At 73.3% G+C, this 26,696-nt stretch carries 17 protein-coding genes; 7 read left to right on the forward strand and 10 right to left on the reverse strand.

The window, feature by feature from the left end:
- Positions 1-64 precede the first annotated feature (64 nt).
- On the forward strand, positions 65-4,546 hold the full coding sequence (locus ACFW2Y_RS15325; protein WP_384878316.1) for an aminotransferase class I/II-fold pyridoxal phosphate-dependent enzyme: 4,482 nt from the start codon (positions 65-67) through the stop codon (positions 4,544-4,546).
- Entirely contained in the window at positions 4,546-5,337 is a 792-nt protein-coding gene (locus tag ACFW2Y_RS15330) for a class I SAM-dependent methyltransferase (RefSeq protein ID WP_384878318.1), read from the forward strand. The genes ACFW2Y_RS15325 and ACFW2Y_RS15330 overlap by 1 nt, the downstream gene beginning before the upstream one ends.
- Here ACFW2Y_RS15330 and ACFW2Y_RS15335 read toward each other — a convergent pair.
- From ACFW2Y_RS15335 to ACFW2Y_RS15375, 9 genes are all read right to left on the reverse strand, one after another.
- On the reverse strand, positions 5,328-6,611 hold the full coding sequence (locus ACFW2Y_RS15335) for a beta-galactosidase (RefSeq protein ID WP_384878321.1): 1,284 nt from the start codon (positions 6,609-6,611) through the stop codon (positions 5,328-5,330). The two genes, ACFW2Y_RS15330 and ACFW2Y_RS15335, sit on opposite strands and share 10 nt — an antisense overlap.
- Positions 6,608-7,702: a glycosyltransferase family 4 protein gene (locus tag ACFW2Y_RS15340; protein WP_384878324.1), complete on the reverse strand. Its 1,095-nt coding sequence runs from the start codon at positions 7,700-7,702 to the stop codon at positions 6,608-6,610. The genes ACFW2Y_RS15335 and ACFW2Y_RS15340 overlap by 4 nt, the downstream gene beginning before the upstream one ends.
- Positions 7,689-9,344 (reverse strand): phospholipid carrier-dependent glycosyltransferase, encoded by a 1,656-nt coding sequence (locus ACFW2Y_RS15345; RefSeq protein WP_384878327.1) that lies wholly within the window; start codon positions 9,342-9,344, stop codon positions 7,689-7,691. Before ACFW2Y_RS15345 ends, ACFW2Y_RS15340 begins: the two co-directional genes overlap by 14 nt.
- The gene (locus tag ACFW2Y_RS15350; RefSeq protein ID WP_384878330.1) at positions 9,341-10,213 is read right to left on the reverse strand and encodes a PIG-L deacetylase family protein; all 873 of its coding nucleotides are present in this window, start codon (positions 10,211-10,213) and stop codon (positions 9,341-9,343) included. Before ACFW2Y_RS15350 ends, ACFW2Y_RS15345 begins: the two co-directional genes overlap by 4 nt.
- Entirely contained in the window at positions 10,195-12,063 is a 1,869-nt protein-coding gene (locus ACFW2Y_RS15355) for a glycosyltransferase (RefSeq protein WP_384878333.1), read from the reverse strand. Before ACFW2Y_RS15355 ends, ACFW2Y_RS15350 begins: the two co-directional genes overlap by 19 nt.
- On the reverse strand, positions 12,060-14,474 hold the full coding sequence (locus ACFW2Y_RS15360; protein WP_384878336.1) for a lipopolysaccharide biosynthesis protein: 2,415 nt from the start codon (positions 14,472-14,474) through the stop codon (positions 12,060-12,062). Before ACFW2Y_RS15360 ends, ACFW2Y_RS15355 begins: the two co-directional genes overlap by 4 nt.
- Positions 14,471-15,922 carry a glycosyltransferase family 4 protein gene (locus tag ACFW2Y_RS15365; RefSeq protein WP_384878339.1) on the reverse strand — a complete coding sequence of 484 codons (1,452 nt, stop codon included), beginning with the start codon at positions 15,920-15,922 and terminating at the stop codon, positions 14,471-14,473. The genes ACFW2Y_RS15360 and ACFW2Y_RS15365 overlap by 4 nt, the downstream gene beginning before the upstream one ends.
- Positions 15,923-15,927: 5 nt before the next feature.
- Positions 15,928-16,677: a glycosyltransferase gene (locus ACFW2Y_RS15370; protein ID WP_384878372.1), complete on the reverse strand. Its 750-nt coding sequence runs from the start codon at positions 16,675-16,677 to the stop codon at positions 15,928-15,930.
- Positions 16,678-17,219: 542 nt separating this feature from the next.
- Positions 17,220-18,020 carry a glycosyltransferase family 2 protein gene (locus ACFW2Y_RS15375; RefSeq protein ID WP_384878342.1) on the reverse strand — a complete coding sequence of 267 codons (801 nt, stop codon included), beginning with the start codon at positions 18,018-18,020 and terminating at the stop codon, positions 17,220-17,222.
- Between the two features lie 370 nt (positions 18,021-18,390).
- Here ACFW2Y_RS15375 and ACFW2Y_RS15380 point away from each other — a divergent pair, with 370 nt between their 5' ends.
- From ACFW2Y_RS15380 to ACFW2Y_RS15400, 5 genes are all read left to right on the forward strand, one after another.
- Positions 18,391-20,241, forward strand: coding sequence for a glycoside hydrolase family 15 protein (locus ACFW2Y_RS15380; protein WP_384878345.1), 1,851 nt, complete (start codon positions 18,391-18,393; stop codon positions 20,239-20,241).
- A gap of 200 nt (positions 20,242-20,441) precedes the next feature.
- A complete protein-coding gene (locus ACFW2Y_RS15385) occupies positions 20,442-21,515 on the forward strand; it encodes a phosphatase PAP2 family protein (RefSeq protein ID WP_384878348.1) in 1,074 nt (357 codons plus the stop codon).
- Positions 21,516-21,558: 43 nt separating this feature from the next.
- Positions 21,559-23,784, forward strand: a complete 2,226-nt coding sequence (locus ACFW2Y_RS15390) for an NADP-dependent isocitrate dehydrogenase (RefSeq protein ID WP_384878351.1) — start codon at positions 21,559-21,561, stop codon at positions 23,782-23,784.
- Between the two features lie 95 nt (positions 23,785-23,879).
- Entirely contained in the window at positions 23,880-24,173 is a 294-nt protein-coding gene (locus tag ACFW2Y_RS15395) for a hypothetical protein (protein ID WP_384878354.1), read from the forward strand.
- 130 nt (positions 24,174-24,303) lie between these two features.
- On the forward strand, positions 24,304-25,878 hold the full coding sequence (locus ACFW2Y_RS15400; protein ID WP_384878357.1) for a sigma-70 family RNA polymerase sigma factor: 1,575 nt from the start codon (positions 24,304-24,306) through the stop codon (positions 25,876-25,878).
- A gap of 36 nt (positions 25,879-25,914) precedes the next feature.
- On the opposite strand, the gene ACFW2Y_RS15405 is transcribed toward ACFW2Y_RS15400, so the two are convergent.
- Entirely contained in the window at positions 25,915-26,589 is a 675-nt protein-coding gene (locus ACFW2Y_RS15405) for a CAP domain-containing protein (RefSeq protein WP_384878359.1), read from the reverse strand.
- Positions 26,590-26,696 lie beyond the last annotated feature (107 nt).

The following is a 26,696-nucleotide window of genomic DNA, read 5'->3' on the forward strand; positions in this document are numbered from 1 at the left end:
CGGTCTCCGTATCCGCGACCAGGACGCTTCCGACGGCGTCCGACCGGCAAGGGGGCGGTCGACCATGCCGCTGCGCCAGCCGAACGGGCCGCCCCCGACGCCGGGGGCACTGCGCCGCTGGACCCTCCTGTACGTGCTGGCCGTGACCCTGCTGACCGTGGCGTACCTCCTGTTCCCGGCCCGGCACACCGCGCTGTGGGCGCTGATCGGGCTCAGCGGCGTCATCGCCATCCTCGTCGGAGTCCGGGTGCACCGGCCCGCCAAGCGTTGGCCCTGGCTGGTGCTCGCCGCAGCCAACCTCACCTTCGTGGGCGGCGACACCGCCTACAACGCCCTGGAGGCCTTCTTCGGCCAGACCAGACCCTTCCCGTCCATCGCGGACGCCCTCTACCTGACCACCTATCCGCTGTTCGCGATCGGCCTGCTCGGATTCATCCGCTACCGGGCGGTCGGCCGTGACCTCGCCGTCGCCCTCGACGCACTGATCCTCACCTCCGGCCTCGCCCTGCTCTGTTGGGTCAACCTCATCACCCCGCTCGCCCAGAGCGACGACATGAGCTGGACCGAGAAGGCCATCTCCATCGCGTACCCGCTCGGCGACGTCCTGATGCTCGCGATGCTCGCCCGGCTCCTGGTCCCCGGCGGACTGCGTTCCCGGTCCGTGCAGCTGCTCACCCTCGGCACCTGCGGAATCCTCGCCTCCGACGTCATCTACGGCACGCTCCAGCTCAAGGGCACCTGGCAGGTCGGCACCCCCCTGGACCTGGGGTGGGTGGTCTTCTTCACGGCTTGGGGGCTCGCCGCCCTCCACCCCTCCATGACCGGCCTCACCGAACCGGCGCCCGAACCGACCCCGCGCATCGCCGAGCGGCGGCTCGTGCTGCTCGCCGTCGCCTCCCTCGTCGCCCCCACCCTCCTGCTCCTCCAGTCGCTGCGCCACGACCAGGACAAGGACATCGCCGTCATCGCGATCTTCTCGGCGCTCATGTTCCTGCTGGTCCTCGCCAGGCTCTGGGGAATGATGAACGACCACGGCAAGGCCGAGGCGCGCGAACGCAGCCTCAGGGTCGCCGCCGCCTCCCTCGTCGCCGCCCTCAGCCCCCGCGAAGTCGCCGGCGCGGTCGAGACGGCCTCCGCCACGCTGTTCGGCCCCGGCACCGCGCACCGGGCCCTCCTCCTCACCCGGGACCGCAGGGGCGGTCTCCACGGGGTGGCCACCACCGAACACCCCTGGAGCTGTCACACCGACACGCTGATCCGGCCTTCCGGCACGTCCTGGCCCGAACACATCGCGGAAGGCGCCCGACTGCTGCCCGTGACGCGGATCGACCCGGCCGTCGCCGTCGAACTCGCACCCGAACCGCACGCCCTGCTCTGCCCCTTGCGGCTCCAGGCCCCCGCAGGAGACCAGCCACTGCTCGGCGTACTGGTCCTCGCGGGACCGGAGAAGAAGCTCGCCGAGATCATGGGCCCCGCCCAATCGCTCGCTTCCCAGGCGGCCCTGGCCCTGGAACGCTTCGGGCTCAGCGAAGAGGTCAACCGCCGCACCAGCGAGGCCTACTTCCGCACCCTCGTCCACAACACCTCGGACGTCATCCTGATCGTCGACGACGACGACACCGTGCGGTACGCGAGTCCCTCCGCGGAGTCGATGTTCGGCCGCTCCCTGCTGCCCGGCACCCCGCTCACCGACCTCATCGCCCCCGCCGACACGGCGAGCGCCCTGCGCGTCCTCGCCGACGCACGTTCCCACGGAGCCACCGACGCCCGCGACGACTGGAAGCTGCTCCACGGGGGCTCCGGTGAACTGGAAGTCGAGGCCCGGTGCAGCAACCTGCGCCACGAGCACACCGTGCACGGCCTCGTCCTCACCCTCCGCGACGTGACCGAGCAGCGGAAACTGGAACGGGAACTCACCCATCGGGCGTTCCACGACTCCCTCACCGGCCTCCCCAACCGCGTCCTGCTCCTCGAACGCATCGAGCGCGCCCTGCTCCGGGGGCGCCGCGAGTCGACCCTGACCTGCATGCTCTTCGTCGACCTCGATGACTTCAAGGTCGTCAACGACACCATGGGGCACTCCGTCGGCGACGAACTGCTCGTCGCCGTGGCCCGTCGCCTCACCTCGGTCCTGCGACTCACCGACACCGCCGCCCGGCTCGGCGGCGACGAGTTCGCCGTCCTCATCGAGGGAGCACGCGAACCCCGCGACGCGGAGGCCCTCGCGGCCGAGATCGTGCACACCCTCAGCCAGCCCTTCCACCTCACCGACGGCTCCGTTTCCGTCTCGACCAGCGTCGGCATCGCAACGGTCCTCGACAGCGCCCACGCCGAAGAGCTCCTCGGCCACGCCGACCTCGCGCTGTACGCGGCGAAGGCCGCGGGCAAGAAGCGCTGGCGCCTCTTCCACCCCGAGCTCCACTCCCGGCTCGTCGCCCGTCACGAACTCCAGGCGGGCATGGACACGGCCATCGCCGACCACGCCTTCGCCCTGCGCTACCAGCCGATCGTCGAGGTCGACGGAGGAGCCACCTCCGGGCTCGAAGCACTCATCCGCTGGCCGCATGCCCGGCGTGGCATGGTGCCGCCCGACCAGTTCATCACCCTGGCGGAGGAGAGCGGCCACATCATGCCGCTGGGCGCCTGGGTCCTCGAACACGCCGCCCTCGACATCGCCCGCTGGCAGCGGGCCCGCCCGCGCCCCACCCCCCTGCAGGCCAACGTGAACGTCTCGGCCCGGCAGTTCCGCGACCCCGGCTTCCTCGACGAGGTGCGGCACGCGCTCCACTCCTCCGGGCTCGCGCCCGGCTCCCTCGTCCTGGAACTCACCGAGACCGTCCTGATGCGCCAGGACGCCCAGATCCGCACCACGATGGCAGCCCTCAAGGAGCTGGGCGTCGCCATCGCCATCGACGACTTCGGCACCGGGTTCTCCTCGCTCAGCTACCTCCGCGAGTTCCCCATCGACATCCTCAAGGTCGACAAGTCCTTCATCGACGACATCACCACGGACCCGCAGCAGGTGGCCCTCGTCGAGGGCATCGTGCGCATCGCCGACGTCCTCGGCCTCCAGGTCGTCGCGGAGGGGATCGAGCACGAGGAGCAACGGGCCCTGCTCGCCGAGATGGGCTGCCGGTACGGACAGGGCTACCTCTTCGCCCGTCCCATGACCGCCCACCAGGCCGAGTCCTACCTGCACCGTGCCCAGCCGGCCGGCAACCGCTCCGCGGTCCGCCTCGCCGGGCCCGCCCGGCCGGCGTCCGCCCCGGCCCTCTCGGCCACCCGGCACCCGCGCGAATCCCGCTGGCGGGACCTGGAACACCTGCAACGGGCGACCCTCATGTGCGACGCCGTCATCGACGAGATCGACGGCCGCCGCATCCGGGTCGGCGAGGACTGGCTCGTCGACTTCGCCTCCTGCAACTACCTCGGCTTCGACCTCGAACCCTCCGTCATCGAGGCCATCGAACCCGAGGTCCGGCGCTGGGGCACCCATCCCAGCTGGTCCCGACTCATCGGTAGCCCCCGGCTCTACCCCCGCATCGAGGAACGGCTCACGGAACTCCTCGGCGCCCCCGACACCCTGCTGCTGCCCACCATCACCCTCATCCACCAGTCCGTCATCCCGCTGCTCGCCGGCACCGGACAGGTCTTCGTCGAAGCACAGGCCCACCGCACCGTGTACGACGGCTGCGTCGGTGCCCGCGGGCAGGGCGCCGAGATCCACCGCTTCCGGGCCGACCGACCCGACGAACTGGCGGCGCTGCTGCGCGGCGCGCCCACCGACGCCGGCCGGCTCGTCTGCATGGACGGGGTGAACAGCATGACCGGCAACTTCCCGGACCTGCCCACCCTGGCCCGGATCTGCCGCGAGAACGACGCCCTGCTCTATGTCGACGACGCCCACGGCTTCGGCGTCATCGGGGAGCGACGCCCCGGCGAGACCAGCCCGTACGGCTCGCGCGGCAACAGCATCGTCCGCCACCTCGGCGAGAGCTACGACAACCTGGTCCTGGTCGGCGGCTTCTCCAAGGCCTTTTCCTCCCTGCTCGCCTTCCTCGCGGTTCCCAAGTGGCTCAAGGAGCACCTCAAGGTGGCGGCGGCACCCTACCTCTACTCCGGGCCGTCCCCGACCGCCTCGCTCGCCACCGCCCTCGCCGGCCTCGACCTCAACGACGAGCGAGGGGACGAGATCAGGGCCCGCCTGTACCGGATGACGTCCCGCGTGCTCGCCCACGTGCGGGCCCTGGGCATCGCCACCCCCAACAGCGACGGCCTGCCGATCGTGGAGATCCCGCTCGGCGACGCCGGCGACCTCGATGCCGTCGCCGCCTTCCTCTGGGAACACGGCGTCTACGTCACGCTCGCCTCCTATCCGCTCGTCCCGCGCGACCGGGTCGGCTTCCGCATCCAGGTCACCGCGGCCAACACCGACGAGGAGGTCGACCAACTGTGCGCCGCCCTCACGGAGCTCGCCAAGCGCTTCCCCCTCCAGCCCGCCGAGCCCTCCCGTCCCGTCGCAGCCGGCCGCCCCGCGGAGGAGTGATGGACGCGACCCTGCCGCGCCCCTCCGAGGGGGCCCCGGTCCGCCGCAACCGGGACGCCGACTGGAACGCCTGGCCGGTCACGGACTACCTCGCCGAGAACTACCGCAGGCTGCACCCCTGTGACATCGGCGTCATCCACCACCACGCCGCCGTCTACCGGCGCTTCGCCCCGGGCAGCCTGTCCCGCACCCTGGAACTCGGTGCCGGCCCCAACCTGTACCCGTTGATGCTCGCGGGCGCCGCCAGCCGCCGCGTCGACGCCCTCGAACCCAGCGCCGCCAACGTCGACTACCTGCGCGGGCAGCTCGCCGACGGCCTCGACGACAGCTGGCAGCCCTTCTACGCCCTGTGCCGCTCGCTCGACCCCGCCCTCCCGGCGAGCTGCGCCGAGGCGCTCGGCCGGGTGCGGGTGGTCCGGGGAGACGCCGGGGACCTCGACACCGGCACCTATGACCTCGCCTCCATGAACTTCGTCGCCGAGAGCGTCACCGAGGACTTCGGGGAGTTCGCTTCCCTCTGCGACGCCCTCGTCCGGGCCGTCCGCCCCGGCGGCACGCTCCTCGCCGCCTTCATGGAACGGATGCCGAGCTATCGCATCGGAACCGGCCCGATCTGGCCCGCCTGCCCGGTCGACGAGGCCGCCCTGCGGTCCGTCTTCGCGCCCCGCACCACCGGTCTCCGGGTCGCCAGGCTGGCGAAGGACCGCACCCTGCCCGAGTACGGGGACACGGGGGTCCTCCTGCTCACGGCCCGACGGCCGGCCGCTTCCCGGCCGTCGGTTCACGGGTGACGCCGGATGGTCTCCGCGTAGTCCGCGAGGGAGGAGCCCGGCGTCCCGTCGTACAGGTGCCGGTCGAAGGCCCACATCATGCCTTCGAGCCCACAGGACGCCATCTGCCGGTACGCCCGCTCCGTCACCCCGGCACGGTACGGGGCCACTTGCGGACCGGCGCTCTCCCCGGCCAGGTGGGTGAACCCCGCGCCCCTGGCCACGGCCGCCACCCAGCGTGCCGAGGACCAGGCGCGGACCGTCGCGTCGTCCGGAGCCGAGACGTCGACGCGGGCGTCGCCGGGCGCACAGCCGTTGTCCTCGGGTTCGCCCGTGCCGTCCACCAGGGCCGTGGTCACGATCCGTACCGCGTCCCGGTGCTCGACCAAGCCCAAGGTCAGGAAGAAGCCCGCACCGCGCCCGACGAGTCGGATCGACGGCGAGCCTTCCAGCCGCGCATCGAGGGCGGTCCGCAGGTCGGAGGGGTAGAAACCGCCGCCCGGCACCAGGACCTTGAGCTGTCCCCGGTAGCCGAGCGAGGCGTACAGGTCGAGTTGCCAGTTCACCGCCCCGGCCAGCGCCCCGGCGTACCACCGGTACCAACGGGAGGCGTCCTCCCGGGTGAACGGCCTTCCGTGATAAGTGCGTTCGCCCGGTCGCCACCCCGGGAAGGGGGAGTCGGCCTGGGCATGACCGTCGTAGGCCCAGAACTCGCCCAGGCCGCCGCCCTTTGACAGCGGCGCCGGGTAGGCGAACTCACCGCTCTCGTTGACGCCGATCCGGACGGCCCACACGTCGTCGAGGCCGATGAGCCGGTCCACCGCGCCGACGTAGTCGGCGACCTGTTCCCGCACCGGATCGCTGAACACGACGTTCGGCGTGCCCGTCGACCGCTCGCCGAACTGGTTCACGAACACCGATTCGGGAAAGGCGTCCGGCAGCCAGGACGGCGGGTGGTTCAGGCCGAGCCCGGCCTCCACCTTCAGCCCAGCGTCCCGGAAGGCGGTCAGCCGGTCCCGCACCCCGCGCACGTACTCCTCGTCGTACACGCCCCGTTCCGGTTCGAACCGGCCCCAGTCGATCTGCAGGTGTGCCACCCGGACCCCGTGCGCGTACTCGGTGCGGGCCCGAGCGGGGTCGGTCTGCAGCGTGCCGTACCAATGGGGGCCCGGTCGGGGGTCGGGCTCCGGTCCGCGCCGCAGCCCCCCGAACGCACCCACGAGCAGCAGCAGTACGGCGAGCACCGCGAGAGCGGCCGGTACCCCGCGGGCCCATGTCCACCACGGCCCCGTCATGACAGCAGCTCCCGGTAGAGCGCCGCGTACCGGGCGGCGAAGCGCTCGGGGCCGAAGCGGTCCTCCACCAGGGTGTGCCCCCGTTCCGCGAGCATGTCCCAGGAGCGCGGCTGGTCGAGCAACCACGCCAACTGCTGCCCGGTGCGGCGCGCGTCGCCCGCCGGGGCCCGCAGCACGGCGTGGCCGAAGTCCGCGAACTGGGGGAGGTCGCTGAGGATCGAGGGCCGCCCCGAAGCCAGCGCCTGGAGCACGGTGAGCGGGATGTCCGCCTTCCCGCCGAGCAGCACCGGGGGGAAGAGCAGCACGTGCACCGAGGCCAGCAGCGCAGGCATGTCGTCGACGTATCCGCGCACCTCGACGTCGGGCAGCCCGGCCGCGCCGGCCCGCTCCCGCAGCGCCTCCTCCAGGGCTCCGGTGTCCTGGCCCGGACGTCCCCGCATCGCGAGCACCAGACGGAACCGGGCCCCTTCCCGGTACGCCTCCGCCGCCGCGTCGATCGAGGTCTCCGCCCCGCCGTGCGGATCGTGGTGCCCGGCGAAGAGGACCGTGGGGAACCCTTGGGGGCGCGGCAGGTACGGCCAGGCGTCGAGGTCGATCATGGGCGGGACGATCCGGACGTCCCCGAAGTCGGCCGCCCGCAAGCGCCGGGCCATCGACTCGGACAGGGCGACCGTCGTCCCCAGCGGCCGGGCGTGCCGCAGGTGGCGGTTGTCCATCACACCGGGCACGGTGTGCACGACTGGTCGTGTGCCGAACAGCAGCGGGCGCAACCGGGAGAACGCCGGGAAGGTGCGTCCGATGGTCAGGAAGGCGTGGACGAGGTCGACCCGGCGGGCGAACACGGCTCCCGCGGAAGCGGACTGCAACCGTTCGGGGACGTGCGGCACGCCGTCCCGGGAGAGGACGCGCACCCGGCGCCCGCGTTCCGGCGGGGCCTGCCGCGGCCTCGGCCACTGGGTGAACCACACGAAGTCGACGTCGGCCAGCCCCTTGAGGATGTCGGTGGCCAGCCGCACGTCACAGCCCTCCGCCCCGTCCAGCGGGCTGCTGGTCAGGAGTAGGACGCGGGGCCGCCGCTCAGCGCGGGGCACCGGGTGCCCCTGCGGCGATCGGTCCGGGCGCCGGGAGCAGCGGTCCGGTCACGGCGGAACCGGGCACGACCAGCTCGGGGAGGTGCGGTCCGGGCAGGGGCGACGGCAGCCGGTACAGGGCCAAGGTGCCGTAGGTGGGGCCGTGATGGGCGAACAGCGGTCGCAGCCCGTCCGTCAACCGGCGCACCTCGGCGGGGGAGGAACGGCCGTACCCCTGCTCGACGACCCGCCACGGCACGATCAGGTACGTGGCGTCCGCCGCCGCTCGCTCCTCCGGCGCCACCCAGTTGCCGAGCCGGTAGGTGTCGTCGAGCAGCCAGGTCGTCACGCCCCGGGTCCGTTCGCCGTCGACGGTGACGATGCCGCTGCCCGCCGGCACGTGCGCGAGCAGGTACGCCCGGAGGCGCGGGAAGCTGTCGTCGGGGGTCCACCGTTCCTGCGCGTACGTGGCGGCGGGCACGGCGAGCACGGCGAGCAGGACGCCGCCCGCCAGCATGCGGGCTCCGCGCCGTTTCCGGGACGGCACGGGGACGGTGACGGCGAGTGCCACCAGGTTCGGCACGAACAGCAGGTACAGGGCCTGCTCCTCCAGGGTGCCGATGGCGAGCGCGTACCCCAGGGTGAGGATCGCGGAGGCGTGGAAGAGCGTGAGGAGCCGGTACGCGGGTTCCTTGCGGCGCCACAGCAGCACCAGGGCCAGCGGAGTGAGCGCCAGCAACAGGTAGGTGCCCGCGTAGCCCGGGAGTTCGTCGAGCAGCCGGCCGGAGAGGGAGGGCGTGCCCGCCGCGTTGAAGCCGGTCTCCTGGACGACCCCGAGGAGCCGTCGCACCCCGGCCGTCTTGGCGTCCCAGAAGGCGTCGAAGTGCCCGAAGGCGACCACGAGCGCGACGTACGCGGCGTACGAGAGGACGGCCATGGAGAGGGTCAGCGCCACCAGGCGGCGGGGCGGTCCCCAGCCGAGGAGAAGGGCGGCCGACAGCGGCAGCACGGTGATCAGCACGGCGTGGTCCTTCGTCAGGATCGCGCACCCCAGGAACAGGCCGGCCAGCAGTGCCCGGGTCCGTGGGCGTCCCGGTGGATCGGGCCGGGCCAGTCCCACCAGGACCAGGAAGCCGGCCAGCACCCACGTCATCGTCGCGGTCTCCAGGAGCACCCGGTCGTTCTGCCGGATGCAGAACAGGTCCAGGGCGAAGAGCAGTCCGGCGACCGCACCCGCACAGGGTGAACGCACCCGGGCGACGAGGAAGACGACGAGGGCCGCGGTGACCCCTGCGAGCAGGGCGTTCAACACCCGTGAGGAGTGCACGCCCGCGATGATGTCCGGGTGTTCCCCGACGAGTTTCGCCCAGCCCGCCTCGACGTAGAAGTAGCCCGGCGGGTGGAGGAAGAACAGGCCCTCGTCGGTGCGGGGGAAGCCGCCGGCGCCGGCACTGTCGCCGAGGAGCCGGTAGATGGGCTCGTCGACGAACACGTCGCCCGACCGCCCGATCTGCACCAGGCGCAGCGTCACCGTGAGCAGGGCGGCCCCGGCCGCGTACACCGAGGTCGGCACCGGTCCGCGCCGTCCGCGCGGACGGCGCGGGGCCGCCTCCGCCAACGGCGCGGTCCCGGTGGAGGAGGGCAGGGTGCGCGGGACGGTCACGGCGCGCCCCCGGTGGCCCCGCGGAGTCGGTCGGCGGCCCCGGTCCCCGTCCCGTTCGCTTCCCGGGGCTCGTCCTCGGGCAGCAGGTACACCTCGGGCACGTGCGGTATGCCGCCCCCGGGGAACAGGGCGTCGACCTGGGTCCGGTAGCCCCGGACCAGCTCCGCCTTGCGGTCGAGCCCCCGTTCCCAGGAACGCGCCACCAGTCGGTGGCGGCCGGTGAACCCCGCGTCGGCCCCGGAACTCTGGTTGTACGGGAAGTCGCTGTAGTACACCACCCGGTGGCCGCTCCGCTCGGCGGCGGCGCGGACCAGGACGTGGTCGGCGTGCCCGCCCACCCCGAGGGGTGCGAGGACCAGACCGCCGGAGCGGGCGGGCAGCAGTGCCTCGACGGTTTCCCCGACCGTGCGCAGGGTCTCGGCGTCGTGCGCGGAGATCCGGCCCCGGGACAGGTGCAGCCGGTACGTCGGGTACACATGGGTCAGTTCCGGCAGCAGCCGGGCCAGTCGGTCCGTGCCCGGGCGGGCCCGCGGCAGCTGCCGGAACAACCCGTCGACCAGGCCGACGTGGTGGCGGTCGACGCCGAGCCGTTCCAGGACCTGCCGGTCCTCTTCGCGGCGTTCGGCGAAGAGTTCCTCGGCGTCGCCGGCACGGGTCTGCTTCAGGTACTGCCGGGCCGAGAGGGTGTGGGGCGGCGGCGCGGCCTCCGTGAACAGGGTCGCGACCGTCACCGGCGCCCGCCGTCCGACCCAGCCGAGCAGTGCGCCGCAGGACAGCACGGCGTCGTCCAGGTGCGGCGAGAGCACGAGGATCGGAACGTCGGAGCCGAGTACGGTGCGGACGAAACCGGTCAGCGGGTCGTCTGCCATGACGCGCCCCTCCTCCTCGGCCGCCGTGCGGCGGCGGGTGAGTCCAGAAGCCGGTGGGCCAGGGCCAGGTAGCGGCCCGTCATCTCGTCCCACGTGTAGTGCCGTGCCGCGAGTCCGGCGCGGCGCCCCAGACGGCGCCGGAGCGCCGCGTCGGTGGCCAGCTCGTTCATGCGGGCGCCGAACGCGTCCACGTCGAAGGGCGACACGGCCACGTCGCCTCCGTCGCGCATCCAGCCCAGCGCGGGCAGGTCGAAGTGGAGCACGGGCTTGCCGTACGACATGGCCTCCAGGGCCACCAGACCGAAGGTCTCGTGCCGCGAGGGCATCGCCAGGAAGGCGCTGTCGCGGAGGAGCTGCTGCTTGCGTTCCTCCTCGGCGTAGCCCACCCAGTGGATCCGGGGACGAGCGCCGTGGGCGTGTGCGGAGACGAGCGCGGCGAGCCTCTGTTCCTCGGCGGGCGTGCCGCTGCCCGCGATCAACAGGTCGAGCGGGACCCGGGCCCGGTCGTACGCGTCGAGCAGCAGGTCCAGCCCCTTGCTCCAGGTGTCGATCCGCCCCAGGAAGAGGACGAACTGCCCGGTGCCGAGTGCCGACTCGTCGAGGGGGCGCTGCTCCACACCGTTGGGGATGACCTGGACGTCCGCCCGGGGGCTGAAGCGCCCGAGGGCCGAACCGTCCGCCGGGTTCATCGCCACGAGATGTTGGTAGAAGCGCAGTCCGAGGCGTTCGACGAGGAAGAACGGGAGGTGGTAGCGCCGCCACAGCGCCTCCGTGCTGCGTCCCTGGTCGATGCCGACGACGGGGGCGGCCGTCGCCAGGGGGAGGAAGCCCGTCGAGAACGGAGGGGTGAAGCTCTCCAGCCAGAGGTCGTGTCGGATCCGACGCGCCGCGAACGGCAGCATCGCGAGGAACAGCACCTGTCCGGCGCGCGGGCCCGCCCGGCCCACCGGGAGCCGGACGTACCGGACGCCGTCCCGTTGCTCGGAGCCACCGCGACGGCCCGCCGTCACCACGGTCACCCGGAAGTCCTCCGAGAGCCGCCGGGCCATCTTCGCGACCACCAGGGCGCCGCCGCCCCGATAGGCGGTGTTGTCGGCGTCGTCGTAGCTCGACACCACCACGTGCCGCCGTTGCCGGGCGGCTCCGTGCTCCGGCGGTGCGACCCGTTCCCGTTCCCGTTCCCGTACGACGCCGAGGACGTGTTCCAGGGCCGTCTCCGCCACCAGCGAAGGAGCCCGTTCGCCGTCCAGCCGTGTGATCCCCGGCAACCGCCGCGACCAGCTGCGGTAGCGGGCCCACCAGACGGTCGGCGGGCCGGCGACCTCCTCCCAACCGCGGCCCCGGAGCACCTCGGGGCCGGTTTCCAGCAGCAGGGTCAGGTCGTAGCGCCGGGCGGTCCGGCGGAAGACGGCCGCCGGACCGGAGCCGGCCGACAGGTCGAACTTCACCAGGCCGTCGAGCGGCCCGCGGTCCGTCACGACCACCGCCCGCCCGCCGCGCGCCCGCGCCAGCATCCGGGCCGCGGCGACCCGTGTCGCGAGCTCGCCCGCGTCCACGAAGGCATGGGCACGGCGCAGCCGGGAGTCCCGGTGCTCGGGGTCCGTGGCGCGCCGCGCCCGTCCGCCCCCGTCCGGTTCCTCCGCTGCCCGCGGCGGAACCGGGAACCGGCGACACAGCACGCAGCCGTAGCAGTGCGGGGCGACGACGCTGAAGCCCCGCTGGCCGAGCAGCGTCCGGAGCCTGCGGACCAGGGAGGACTTCCCCGCGCCGTCCGGTCCCGACACCGCCACCAGGACGGGACGGTCACGCTCCCGCGAGGAGCGGCCGTCCGGTCCTCGAAAGGTCGTCATGGCACTCGCCTCCGCAGCTTCTTGGCCGTCACCAGGGGGACCCGCAGGGCCGCCTCGCGGCCCGGGGGGCCGACCCGGCCGCTGCCCAGGAGATGCCGTGCGTGCTCGACGCCGACCCGGAGCGAGGTCCGTGCGGGCAGCGGCAGCGGCAGGGGAACGGGCTCGCCCCGGTCGAGCCGTGCCATCGCCGCCACGGCGGTGGCGAGCGCCTCCCGGCCGCCCGCGTCCCAGCCCTCCAGGGACGCTTCCCGGTGCGCCTCCGCGAGGACACCGGGCCGCAGCAACGGCCGCAGCGCCAGGAGCTCCGACAGGTCCAGGGCCAGGTTCTGGAAGAGTGCGTGCGCCAGCCAGATCCGCAGTCGGTCGGGCGGGCACGGCGTCAGCCAGGCGCAACCGTCCTCCTCCGGCGGTACGGCCCGCGCGAACAACCGCTCGGTCGGCACCACCGGCACGCCGAACCACGAGACCGAGCCGTGCAGATGGGCCGCCGGACCGCTCGGGGGCTGCAGGAGCACTTTGCTGCTCCGCTCCAGCCAGTACGTCTCGCGGTGCGCGTACCAGCCCTCCAACGCCTGCTGTGCCGCCCGCAGCCGCCCCGGGGGGACCACGAGGTCGAAGTTTCCGTACACGTAGTCCCCCGAGAGGTCGGCCTTGATCAGGACGGTCGGTATCCCCACCGCCCGCAGCCGTTCGGTGGCCGCCACGAGATTGCGTCGGAAGAGGGCCGTCGCGCCCTCCACCTCGCCCAGCGTCCCCGCGAGTTGGCGGGGGTACGCGCGGGCCAGTCGGCCCTCGACCTGGTTGTGCCGGGCCGTGACGAGCGCCTTGCGCAGCTCCTCCTCCCCGGCGGGCCGGACCCGGTCCCGCCACACGGCGTCGACCAGCAGTTCCGTCGACCGCTCGGCGCGGTCCGCCGCTCGTGCCGGGCGCGGTTTTGCACCGGGCGCCGGGGGCGGGCCCGGAGACGAGGGCCCCGCACCGTCCTGCTCGACGCCCCCGGCCGGTACGGCCGCACCCTGCCGGCCGAAGAAGCGCCACAGGGTGACGCCCCCGACGGCCACGGCGGCGGCGAACCAGGCGAGGGTGTGGGGTCGGAGCAGCAGCATCGCCCCGGCGAGCGCGAGCAGCGGTGCCACCATGCGCACGAGCGGCCGTTCCACCGCTCCGAAGCCGTTCCGGCGGGCGTGCCGCACGGCGAGCAGGGCCAGGACGGTCGCCGTTCCGCACAGTCCGCCCACCGCCATGCCCAGCACGCCGCCCGCGGCCCAGCCGGACACCAGGGCCGTCACGTACGCGACGAGCCCCACCAACAGCGTCCGCAGGACCGCGTAGTCATTGACTGCCTGGGCGAACGTCACCAAGAGGGCGAGCGCGCCGAGCGCGAGGCCCGAGGCTGCCGTACAAGCCATCAGCGTGGAGACCATGGAGTATCCCGGGGGGAAGAACGTCAGGAGCAGGGCGCCGGGCACCGTCGCGGCCACCACCGTCAGGGGCAGGGCCACCACGAGGTACATCCGGAGTGCCCGCGCGGTCAGCGGATCGCCCGCCCGGCGCCGTGACAACGCGGGCAGGAAGGCGATGGAGACGGCACCGGCGAGGAAGAGGGGGACCCTGCCGAGCATCACGGCGGCCTGGTAACTGGCCGCTGCGGAACGCTCGGTGGGCAACATCGCGACGAGCACCACGTCCACGGCGGCGAGCACCGCCACCACGCCCTGGAGGGAGGCCACGCCCATCGCCCGTTGCCACAGCCGCCGGTCGGCGCTCACCGCCCGCCACGGGCGGCGCACGGGGCCGAGGAACCGGCGCGGTCGGACGAACACATAGGGGAGGACGGCGATCCCGAACGCCGCGAGCGCACCGGTCTCGCCGAGGCCGAGCGCGGTGACGAGGAAGACGCCCACGCCGAACTTGAGGCAGGCCTCCAGGACGGTCAGCGAGGCCAGGGTGCGCAGCCGCTCGGTGCCCTGGAGCCAGCCCGCGCTGACCCGGGTGAGGAAGACCGCCAGGGTGCCGCCCGCGATGACGAGCGTCGTGACGGAGCCGGCGAACTGCAGCGCGACGCAAGCCACCACGACGGCGGCCACGGTGCCGCCCGCGAACGCGGTGATCACCGCGAAGCGGACCGCGTCGCCGCGCTCGGCGTCGGAGCCGGCCCGGGCCAGGGCCTGTGCCAGCATCCACGGCACGGTGACCACGGCGACGGCGGCGGTGCACACGATGAGCCCCTGACCGGCGGCGAAGGTGGCGTACCCGGAGACGTCCAGGAGCCGGGTGAGGAGCAGTGCGTAGGCGTAGTTGAGGCCGCCGACCAGTACGGCCCCGGTGGCGATCCAGCGCGCCCCGTGCACGGCCCTGGCCTCGTCCTGGAGGACGGACCGCGGGGAGGCGACGGAGCTCACGGCGCTCATGGCCGCCGTCCCGGCGGACGCTCGTCGGAGGACCCGTCGTCGGGTTCCGTCGCACCGAGCAGCACGTCGTGGCCGTCCGCCAGCGCGACGTCGGCCTCTGCGACGTCGAGGCGGTGCAGGGCGTTCAGCGCCCGCACCTCGTCACAGCCGTGGAGCAGCAGCCGGAAGGCGTCGCCCTCCCGCCGCCACGCGTCGGTCTGGCGCAGGGAGCGACGCACCGCCCGTTCGGTCGTGTCGGGATCGTCCGAGCTGAAGCGGGTGATCACCGACAGGTCGCTCGCCGAGCGGCGGGAGCGCCGGTGACGGTGGGTGCGCTGGAGGTCCTCCAGGACGACCCGGGCGAGCCGTTCGGCGCTGTCGTCCCACGAGAAGGCGGCGGCCCAGGCCCGGCACCGCTGCGCGGTGAGCTGCCGCGCCCCCGGTGCGGACAGCGCGTCGAGGGCCGCGGAGACCCCGCCCGCGAGGTCCCCGTCGGGGTCCAGGAGCCATCCGTTGACCCCGGGCCGGATCGCGTCCCGCAGCCCGGGCACGTCGAAGGCCAGGGCGGGGGTGCCCATGGTGTTCGCCTCGATGACGGCGAGTCCCCAGCCCTCGGCGACGGAGGGCACGACGGTCAGCCAGGCGCGTGCGAAGAGCTCCTGCTTGCGCGTTTCGCTGACGCGTCCGTGGAACACGACGGCGGAACCCACCCCGAGTTCGGCGGCGGTCTTCCGCAGCCGGTCCGCCTCCGGGCCGTCCCCGCACAGGTCGACCCGCAGCTCGGGGTGACGGCGCAGCAGCGCGGGAACGGACCGGAGGATCAGGTCGACCCGCTTCTGCGGGACGAGCCGGCTGACGACGGTCAGCGCGGGGGTGGCGGACCGCTGTCCGGCCGGTGCCGTGGACGGAGGGACGGGACGTCCGTTGGGAACGATGTGGATCGGATTGCCGAAGCCGAGTTCGCGCCGGGCGCCCTCGCGGGTCGAGGGCGAGACCACCACCACCGGACGGCCCCGGTAGACGCGTCGGCTGACCTGCTTCTCCAGCAGTCGTCCCACGGAGTTCACGGGCCACCGGAACCGGGTGTCGAACTGCTGCTGGTGGACGTGGTGGATGACGCAGATGTCAGCGGTCCAGCGGGGGGTGAAGAGCGGGGAGAAGAACGGGATGCCGTTCTGGAAGTCGACCACCGCGTCGTAGCCGTGACGGTTCCGCAGCAGGTGCGCGGCGGCTGCGGCGTACACGCCGAAGGTGCCGCCGCTCCGTACGATGCGGATCCCGTCGCGGCACTCCCGGGCGCGCGAGCCGGGGTACCGCGACGAGACGAGGGTGAGACGGGCGCCGGCCGCCGCGAACCGTCGGGCGATCTCCCAGCAGTAGGCTTCGGCGCCGCCCGCGTCGGGGTGGGCGGGGTCGCGCCAGTTGAGGAAGGCGATGTCGGTCCGGGCGAGCCGGTCGAGTGCGGTCACGGGAATCACCGGGCCAGCGAGATCCGTAGGAGGTCGGCCATCGAGCGCAGTCCGTCGCGCCGGGCCGAGAAGGTCGAACCGGGGACGTCGTGCCAGACCACCGGCACCTCCACGACGTCCTGCCCGGCCCGTACGACCCGGGCCAGCAGTTCCACGTCGAAGGCGAAGCCGTCGACGCGGCAGTCCCGCACGACCGACCGGGCCAGCGGGCCGGAGAAGAACTTGAAGCCGCACTGGGTGTCGGCCACGCCGGGCAGCGACAGGTGGGCGAGCGTACGGAAGAGCAGACCGCCGCCCCGTCGCAGCAGCGGCTGCTCCACGTCGAGGCGCGCACCGGGCGCGTGGCGCGAGGCGATCACGGCGCCGTGGCCCGCCCGCAGCAGTCGCATGACCCGGTCCAGGGTCTCCACCGGTGTCGCGTTGTCGGCGTCGGCGAAGCCGACGTACCGGGCCGAAGAGGTCGCGATCCCGCGTCGGACCGCCGCGCCCTTGCCCTGGTCGCTGCAACCGATGGCGTGCACCGGGACGGGGGAGCCGGTGAAGCGTCGGAGGACGTCGAGGGTGCCGTCGGCGCTGTTGTTGTCGACGACGACGACCGCCGAGGACCAGGGCCGCGAGGCCAGGTAGTCGATGGTGGCGGCCACGGTCGAGGGCAGTCGTCGCTGCTCGTTGAACGCGGGGATCAGCAGTTCCAGTTCCACCGGCGGGCGGACGAGCCGGCGGGGGAGCGGTGCGTGGGTGCGCGCGAGGGCCATCACGCCTCGCCTCCTCGGGAGGAAGGCGCGGGGCGCGGGGCGCGCGGTCGCGCGGGGGTCGGGGCGTGGGAGGACCCGTGGCGGACGGAGCGGTCAGGGCCGCACGGTGACGCCGGCCCGGGTGCGGGGCAGGACCCGGCCGAGCCGTGACCCCCGGCCGGTCCGGCCGACCGGCCCGAGCGGCGACCGCGTCGCGCGGTGCGGGTGTGGGTGGTGCGGGAGCGGCGCCGCCGTGCGGTGCCGCGCGGCCTGCACGCTCGGCTTCGGGGCGTGGGGGCGGCGCGGGCGATCCGGTCGGATGCCCGGCGCGCAGGGTGGGGGTTCGGGGGACGGCCGGGGGCACGGCGGCGGGCGTCGGAGAGGGGCCAGTCGGTCATCCGCCGCAGGGGGTGCGGCGCGGGTGCCACCTGCGTTCGACGGAGGGGAACGGAGGTCACGACGAGCCTCTTTCTGCAACCGACCCTGCCGCTGGTGTGTGCTCAGGGTCCGATCTGTGCTGAAATGTTGCTCCTCTCAGCGTTAGCATCCTTCTGATGCTTTCGTCAACCGCGGGAGGCACGGGGGCCGCGGGGGCCGCGGAACGGTCCGTGTGCCAGTCGCGACAGGGCGTTGTGCGGCCGCTCGTCCACCAGGGTGCCGAGGATCCGGGTGCCGTCGCGGATCGTGCGCATGTGCGACGGGCCGTGACGGCGGGGCAGTTCGAGGCTCGGCACCTCCGCGACGCGCAGACCGTAGTGCAGCGCGTGCGCGACGAGTTCGGCACCGAGCTCGACGCCGTCCTCGTGCAGGTCGAGGAGTTCGACGAAGGGGCGCCGGAACGCGCAGAATCCGTACCAGAGGTCCGTGAGGTGCTGGCCGTACAGGCGGCGGGCGACGCGCAGCAGCGCACGGTGCCCGAGGCGCCGCGACAGCGGATGGTCGGCGCAGTCCCCGCCCGCGATGAAGCGCGAACCCTTCACGAAGTCGTAACCGCTGTCCAGGCAGTGCAGGTAGTGCGGGATCTCGTGCGGTGACATGCTGCCGTCGGCGTTCATCAGGACGATCAGGTCCCCGGTCGCCGCGAGCAGGGCGGCGTGTGGAATGTCGCCCCGGGTGGCGTCCCAGGGGCCGAGTCGGCGCACGTCCATCCTCCCGTTCCCTTCGCGCTTCCCGCCCCGAGGTGCGGGGGCCCCGATCAGGACCACCTCCTGCACGCCCGTCGGCACCTGCTCCAGGAGTCGGTCGAGCGCTGCTCCCGGGTCTCCGTCGCCGGGGCGGACGGTGAGGACGAGGCTCACGGTCCGGGTGCCGGAACGGGGCGTGGGGGCGGTCGGGCGGCGCAGCGGATGCCCGTCGCTGCTCATCGGGGATCGCCAGTCATCGGCACGGCCCCGCCCTTCGGCCCTGTTCGGCGGCCCGGCCCTGGACGCCGGCCCGCGCTCTTCAGCGTCCTGCGGGCGCACCGAGGCCGTCAAGGCGGGTGCAAGGGTATGCGGGAGCCCGGGAAGGGATGGGCGGCAGCCCCGAGCCCGCTCCCGAGGGCTCTCCGCGCCTCTCCCCGAGGGGACGGTGCGGGGTCGCCGTGTGCTTCCCGGCGGGGCGGTGGGGGACGGTGTCCGCGCCGTCGTGCACCAGGCCGCGGGACGGGATGCTCCTCCCGGGCACGGGGCCGGACGGTGCCCTGCTCACTGCCGGACACCTGCACATGACCTCCTAAAGGAATACAATCCCGTCATGGCAGGGCGAATTGAAGACTATGCCCTCGTCGGTGACCTGGAGACGGCCGCGCTCATCGGAACCGACGGGTCCGTCGACTGGTGGTGCGCACCCCGCTTCGACTCGCCCGCCTGTCTCGCAGCCCTCCTCGGGGCACCGGACCACGGCCGTTGGATCCTCGCCCCGGTCGGAACGCCCCTGTGCACGCGGCGGAGTTACCGCGGTGACACGCTCGTGCTCGACACCGTCTGGGAGACCCTCTCCGGCACCCTGAGGATCACCGACTTCATGCCGCCCCGCGCGCCCTGCTTCCCGTCCGGCGGGGGTCCGAGGATCGTCCGGATCGTCGAGGGGATCGCCGGACGGGTCGCGGTGCACGGCGAGTTGAGGGTCCGCTTCCACCACGGCAGCATCGTCCCCTGGACCCGGTCGACGGACCGACGCACCGTCATCTCCGTCGCCGGGCCCGACGCCACCCACCTCTCCTGCGGGCCGGGCGTCGAACTCACCGTCACCCCCGACCGCACGACCTGCGAGTTCACCGTCACGGCCGGCCAACGGGTTGCCTTCGTCCTCGGTTGGCGCCCCTCACACGCCCCCGCGCCCCCGGCCTACTCGCCCGCTGACGTCGCGGCAGCCCTCGCCCACACCCTCGCCTTCTGGGGAGACTGGGCCTCCGTCCTGCGCTACGAGGGCCCCGCACGCGAGGTCGTGATCCGCTCGCTGCTCACCCTCAAGGCCCTCACCTACGCCCCCAGCGGCGGCATCGTCGCCGCCGCCACCACCTCCCTCCCCGAATCCATCGGAGGCCGGCGCAACTGGGACTACCGCTTCTGCTGGTTGCGGGACTCCACCTTCACCCTGTCCTGCCTGCTCCGCAGCGGATACCGGAGGGAGGCGCTGGCCTGGACGGAGTGGCTGCTGCGCGCCGTCGCCGGAGATCCCGCCGACCTCCAGCCGCTGTACGGGGTCGAGGGACAGCGCAGACTCCCCGAGACGCACGCCGACTGGCTTCCCGGCTACGAGGGTTCACAGCCCGTCAGGTTCGGCAACGCCGCCGTCGACCAGTTCCAGCTCGACGTCTACGGAGAGGTGCTCAGCACCGTCTACTCCGCGGTCCGGGCCGGTGTCGTCCTCGACCGCCCGACCTGGGCCCTGATCGCCTCGCTCCTGGAGTACCTCGGGCAGCGCTGGCGGGAACCCGACGAGGGCATCTGGGAGGTCCGGGGGCCACGACGCCACTTCGTCCACTCCAAGGTCATGGCCTGGGTCGCCGCCGACCGGGCCGTCCGTCTGGCGCGCGTCGCCGGACTGCGCGGTTCCCTCCCGCACTGGCAGGCGCTGCGCGCCGAACTGCACGCCGAGGTCTGCGCCCGCGGCTGGAGCGGGGAACAGCACTCCTTCACCCAGTCCTACGGGAGCAGCCAGGTCGATGCCACCGCCCTGCTGATCCCCCGGCTCGGGTTCCTCCCCGCCGGCGACCCGCGCGTCCTCGGCACCGTCCGGGCGATGGAACGGCTCGACGACCACGGGTTCCTGCGCAGGTACGGCGACGTCCGCGACGGGGGCAGGCACGACCTCGACGGCCTCGGCGGCACGGAGGGGAGCTTCGTCGCCTGCACCCTCTGGTACGCCGACGCCCTCGCCATGACCGGGCGCACCGACGAGGCGCGGGTCGTCTTCGAGCGGGTCCTCGCGGTCCGCAACGACGTCGGTCTCCTCGCCGAGGAATGGGACCCGGTGGCCGGTCGGCAGCTCGGCAACACCCCCCAGGCGCTCAGCCACGTCGCCCTGGTGAACACGGCTTTCACCCTGTACGGCACGCGCCGCCGCGATCGTGACCGCTCCCGCCCCCTCGCCGTGGCGTGAACGCGCCCCCGCCGGCACGGAGCCTGCGGGGTGTCCGACGGCCAGTGCGTCAGGGTCTCCGCGCTCCGGAGCCGTTCCGACCCGACGGCACCGCGCGGGCCCGGTACGGCCGCCGCCGGGTGCGGTCCCCACGACCCCTCGGCGTGTCGTTCGGGTGACTCCAGCGGGCGCAGCGGGCGGGCCTGGGGTCGAATCGGGGCATGGCTTCCTATGACAGGCTCCGTGCGGGCGGCTCCCCGAGACCGCTGGAGACCGGTGACACCTGGTGGTACGCCGCCGTGGCCGGCGAGGCCGCCGGCTCGTTCAGCACGCGGGTCCGCACCCGGACCCGCCGTGCCTGCCTCGGGGCCGTCCTCCTCCTCACGATCGTCTACGCGGGACTCGTGCTCACCGCGACCGGCCGCCGCTGGGGTGACGCCGCCGTCACCGGCCGGCGCGCGGACGGGACCGCCGCCACCGTGCTCCGCGACCACCCCTCGCTCGCCGGCCTCACCACCCTGTCCCTGGTCCTCGGCTGCGTCCTCCTGCTCGCCGTCGGCCTCGTGCGCAAGCGGTACGCCCTCACCGCCGCCGCCACCGGCGCGGTCGTCACCGCCCTCGCCGTCACCGGGCTGCTCCAGCGGTACGCGCCCAGGCCCCGCCCCGTCGACACCGTCGGCGGCCTCGATCCGAGCGGCTTCCCCAGCATCCAGACCACCCTCGCCCTCGGCGTCGCCCTCGCGCTGGTCCTCGTCGTCCCGTACCGGCTGCGCACGCTCGCCGTCGGCGCGGCCACGCTCTGGGCCGTCGGAGTCGGCGCCTACACCATCGCCGCCGGACAGCACCGGCCCGGGGACGTCATCGCCGCCGCCCTGGTGGCCCTCGCCGTCACCTCCGGGCTCCTCGCCCTCCTCGCCCGGAAGGGCAGGGTCCGCCCCGGCCCGCGGCGCGGCCCCGCCCTGCCCGGCCTTCCCGTGACCGTCCCGCTCGTCCTCCTCACGCTGGTCGGCCTCGGCGCCGGGTTCTGGCTGCTCGGCGACGCCCTCGCACTTCCCGCCACCGCCCCGTACGACCCGGTCGAGCTCCGTCTCGCCCACCGCTGCGGCCAGGCCCTCGCCGCGGGGGTGGTCGCCGCCGCCGGGCTGACCCTGCTCATGGTGCTGCGGCGCGTCGACGTGGACGGCGCCCCCGCCCCGTACCGGCTCGGCGGTCCCTTCGTGGAGGCCGCGGGAGTCCCGCACGACGCGGAGCTCGTGGGGCCCTTTACCGAGGACCGCGATCACGAGATATCTTGATGTCGAGCAATCTCGCATACGCAGACGTGGAGCGGAGCACCTGGTGACTGACTCGACCATCATCTACACCCACACTGACGAGGCGCCTGCCCTGGCGACGTACTCGTTCCTGCCCGTGATCCAGGCGTATGCCTCGCAGGCCGGCGTCACGGTCGAGACGCGTGACATCTCCCTCGCGGGCCGCATCATCGCCGTCTTCCCCGAGTTCCTGGAGGAGGGCCAGCGCATCGCCGACGCCCTCTCGGAGCTCGGTGACCTGGCCAAGACGCCCGGCGCCAACATCATCAAGCTGCCGAACGTCTCGGCGTCCATCCCGCAGCTCAAGGCCGCGATCGCCGAGCTCCAGGCCCAGGGCTACGCCCTCCCGGACTACCCGGACGACCCGCAGACGGACCAGGACAAGGACGTCCGCGCCCGTTACGACAAGATCAAGGGCTCGGCCGTCAACCCGGTCCTGCGCGAGGGCAACTCCGACCGCCGCGCTCCGGGCTCGGTCAAGAACTACGCCAAGGCCCACCCGCACCGCATGGGCGCCTGGACCCCCGAGTCCAAGACCAACGTCGCCACGATGAGCGAGAACGACTTCGCCTCCACGGAGAAGTCGGTCGTCATGGAGAAGGACGACACCCTCCGCTTCGAGTTCGCCGCCGCCGACGGCACCGTCAGCGAGCTCCGCGCGCCGCTGAAGGTCATCGCCGGCGAGGTCGTCGACGCCGCCGTCATGCGCGTCGCCGCCCTGCGCACCTTCCTCGGCGAGCAGGTCGCCCGCGCCAAGGCCGAGGACGTGCTCTTCTCCGTGCACCTCAAGGCCACGATGATGAAGGTCTCCGACCCGATCGTCTTCGGCCACGTGGTGCGCGCCTTCTTCCCGAACACCTTCGCCAAGTACGGCGAGGCGCTCGCTGCCGCGGGCCTCTCCCCGAACGACGGCCTCGGCACCGTCCTGGGCGGCCTGGACGCCCTCCCGAACGGCCTGGGCGCCGAGATCAAGGCCTCCTTCGAGGCCGAGCTCGCAGAGGGCCCCGCCCTCGCGATGGTCGACTCCGACAAGGGCATCACCAACCTGCACGTGCCGTCCGACGTCATCGTCGACGCCTCGATGCCGGCCATGATCCGCACCTCCGGCCACATGTGGGGCCCCGACGGCCAGGAGGCCGACACCCTCGCGGTCCTCCCGGACCACAGCTACTCCGGCGTCTACCAGGCCGTCATCGAGGACTGCCGTGCCCACGGCGCCTTCGACCCGGCGACCATGGGTTCCGTCCCGAACGTCGGCCTCATGGCGCAGAAGGCCGAGGAGTACGGCTCCCACGACAAGACCTTCGAGGTGGCGCAGGCCGGCACCGTCCGCCTGGTCGACTCCGAGGGCAACGCCGTCCTGGAGCAGGAGGTCGCCGAGGGCGACATCTTCCGCGCCTGCCAGACCAAGGACCTGCCCATCCAGGACTGGGTCAAGCTCGCCGTCACCCGCGCCCGCGCCACCGGCGCCCCGGCCGTCTTCTGGCTGGACGAGAACCGCGCCCACGACGCGCAGCTCATCGCCAAGGTGAAGCAGTACCTGCCGGAGCACGACACCGAGGGCCTGGACATCAAGATCCTCTCCCCGGTCGAGGCCACCGCGTTCTCCCTGGAGCGCATCCGTCGCGGTGAGGACGCCATCTCCGTCACCGGAAACGTCCTCCGCGACTACCTGACCGACCTCTTCCCGATCCTGGAGCTGGGCACCAGCGCCAAGATGCTGTCGGTCGTCCCGCTGATGGCTGGTGGCGGCCTCTTCGAGACCGGCGCCGGTGGTTCCGCCCCCAAGCACGTCCAGCAGCTCGTCAAGGAGAACTACCTCCGCTGGGACAGCCTCGGTGAGTTCTTCGCCCTGGCCGCCTCCTTCGAGCACCTCGCGACGAGCACGGGCAACACCCGCGCCCAGGTCCTGGCCGACACCCTCGACCGCGCCACCGGCACCTTCCTCAACGAGGACAAGTCGCCGACCCGTCGCCTCGGCGGCATCGACAACCGCGGCAGCCACTTCTACCTGGCCCTCTACTGGGCCCAGGAGCTGGCCAAGCAGACCGACGACGCCGAGCTGGCCAAGGCCTTCGGTCCGCTCGCGGAGACCCTGACCGCGAACGAGCAGAAGATCGTCGACGAGCTGATCGCCGTCCAGGGCTCCCCGGCCGAGATCGGTGGCTACTACCAGCCCGACCCGGCCAAGGCCGCGGCCGTGATGCGCCCGTCCACCACCTTCAACGAGGCCCTCGGATCCCTCGCCTGATCCGGCGCGAGACCCGCACCGCCCCGGCCGGAACTCCTCCGGCCGGGGCGGTCCCGTCAGTGGCGCAGATGGATTCCGGGTGTGAACCTGGATGGATGAGTTGGGCATCTTGGACGACCGCCGGTGTTTACACCGGGCGAGGTGGGGTGCTGACCGACGAGGCCGGCGTCGTCACGGGCGATTTGACCGTGCACACGACGTGGGCCGAGCGCGAAGCACGCGTGGCCGTGCAGTACAGCGGCGCGTCCGACTGGTTCACCATGTCGGGCAGTCCCGTTCCGTGCGCATCGGAGGAGGAGAGCCGCGACCTGCACGACGCCGTCGTGGCAGCCGTTCGGGAGGGGAACCGGGCCACCGTCCCGACCCTGCCCGCCGCACCACCGGTGTAGGGTCCCGCGCCGGGCACCGGAGCACTGGAGCACCGGACGCGAGACGCACCGGAAGAAAGTGTTATTCCTCCCGAGCCCACGGGTCTCCACAGGAAGGGGGACTCGGACCCAGGGATGAGGGAGCAGAGCCATGCACAGCGACGAGCGACGCACCACCGTGCTCGTGGAGGCGGCCAGGGCCGGTGACGCGCGCGCCAGGGACGAGCTGGTGCGTGCCCACTTCCCGCTCGTCCACAACATCGTCGGCCGCGCCCTCGACGGCCACGCCGACACGGACGACATCGTCCAGGAGACGATGGTCCGTGCCCTTGACGGCCTCGGCGGTCTCCGCGATCCCTCCCGCTTCCGGTCCTGGCTGGTCGCCATCGCCATGAACGGCATACGGCGCCGCTGGCGGGAGAAGCGACAGGCGCCCGTGCCCGGTCTCGACCGGGCCGCGGACCTCGCCGATCCGGCCGGTGACTTCACCGAGCTCACGATCCTCCGCCTCGGCCTCTCCGGGCAGCGCCGCGACGTGGCCCGCGCCACCCGCTGGCTCGACGGGGACGACACCGAACTCCTCGCCCTGTGGTGGTTGGAGGCCGCCGGTGAACTCACCCGTGCCGAGCTCGCCGAGGGCCTCGGCGTCCCCCCGCGACACGCTGCCGTCCGCGTGCAGCGGATGAAGGAGCGCCTCGACACCGGACGCGCCGTGGTGCGGGCCCTGGACGCCGTCCCGCAGTGCCCGGAGCTGGCGACGATCCTGGAGCCCTGGGACGGCAGCCCCTCGCCGCTCTGGCGCAAGAGGATCGCCCGCCATCTGCGGGCCTGCACGGCCTGCACCTCCCGCGCGACCGGCCGCCGGGGCCTCGCTCCCGTCGAGGGCCTGCTCGTCGGGATCGGCCTGGTGCCGCCGCTGGCGGCTGCCGCATCCACGCACGGGCCGGTGACGGAGTACGCGGCGCACATGCAGGTTCCCCCTCCGGACCACTCCGCACCCGCCGTCTCCCCGGACGGCGGACCCGCGGCCCCCTCCTCCCCGCACGGACCCTCCGGGCAGACCGGCCCCACCCACCGCGCCCCCGCCCGGGACGGCCGGTGGACCCCGATGCGGCGCGCGACCGCGGCCGGGGCCGCGGCCGTCGCCGTCCTCGGAGCGGTCGTCCTCCTCGCACCGCCAGAACCGGAGGCGCGCCTCGAGCCCGAGCGGCCGGTCGCAGCCCCTCCGCCCACGACCACCCCGGCCCCGGTCCCGCCGAGCCCGGTGGCCACCACCACCCCTCCCGCACCGACGACCACCCCTCCGGCCCCCCGGACCACCACGCCGCCCCCGCCCGCACCCGGACCGGGGGAGCAGGTGACCGCGCTGGTCAACCAGTTGCGCGCGAAGGCCGGTTGCCCGTCGCTGCGAACCGACCCCCGGTTGGTCCGGGCCGCCCGTGACTACGCCCGTGACATGGTCGTGCGCGGCTACTACGGCCACAGCAGCCCCGAGGGCGACTTCGCGGACGCCCGGATCACTGCGGTCGGGTACGAGTGGAGCGCCTGGGCCGAGAACCTGGCACGGGGGGCGAAGGACCCGTCGACCGTGGTCGAGGACTGGCGGGACGGTGCGATGCACGAGGAGAACATGCTGAACTGCCGCTACCGGGACACCGGTGTGGCGTCGGTGCCCGGTCCCGGCGGCACGATCTGGGTGCAGAAGCTGGCCGCCCCCGCCTCCTGAGCCGGGTCGGGGACCCGGCCGAACCGGGGCGCGGGCTCAGCGTCTGGTGCCGAAGTCCTGTACCCACCAGGGCCCGTTGGCGCTGAGGGTCACCCCGACGCCGATGTCCTTGAACGCACAGTTGAGGATGTTCGCCCGGTGGCCGGGACTGTCCATCCAGTCCTTCATGGCCCGGGCCGGGGTCTTCGGCCCGCGATGGATGTTCTCCCCCCAGGACGACCAGGCGTAACCGGCGCTGCTCATCCGGTCACCCGCGTCCCGGCCCTCCGGGCTGTGGTGCTCGTAGTATCCGCGGGCGGACATGTCGTCGGAGTGCTCCTGGGCGGCCCTCCGGAGCCGTCCTTCGGACCGGAGCGGGCTGCAACCGGCCTTCTTCCGCTCGGCATTGGCCAGGGCGACGACGTCCTGGACGTACCGGGCGGTGGTCCCGACCGCCGTCGGTCGTTCCGGGGCGGAAGCGGCGACCGCCGTCGTGCCGGTCGCCGGGGCGGCCACGTACATCCCGGTCGCCACGGTGAGCACCGCGGCCGCACTGCCGACGGCCAGGACCGCAGTGCGGAACGACGGGCGGTGCGGCGCCTGCCGTCGCACCCCACCGCCCCTGCGGTGCCGGCCGCCGGAGCGCCCCACCGCTCGGATCCGGTCGGGGGGCTCGGGGCGCACGCGGTTCTCGGGGCGTTCGGGACGGTCGGGCCGGTCGTGGTGCTGCATGGAGCTCCGCTCTCTCGCCGAGGTCGCCGGACGGACCGGTGCTGGGGCAGCCACCGGGGCGACGGCGGTAACACTTTCCGTCCCCGACCGGTCCGACACTCCTCGTC

Origin of the sequence: Streptomyces sp. NPDC058877 (assembly GCF_042742855.1) — a bacterium.
Taxonomy (GTDB): Bacteria; Actinomycetota; Actinomycetes; order Streptomycetales; family Streptomycetaceae; genus Streptomyces.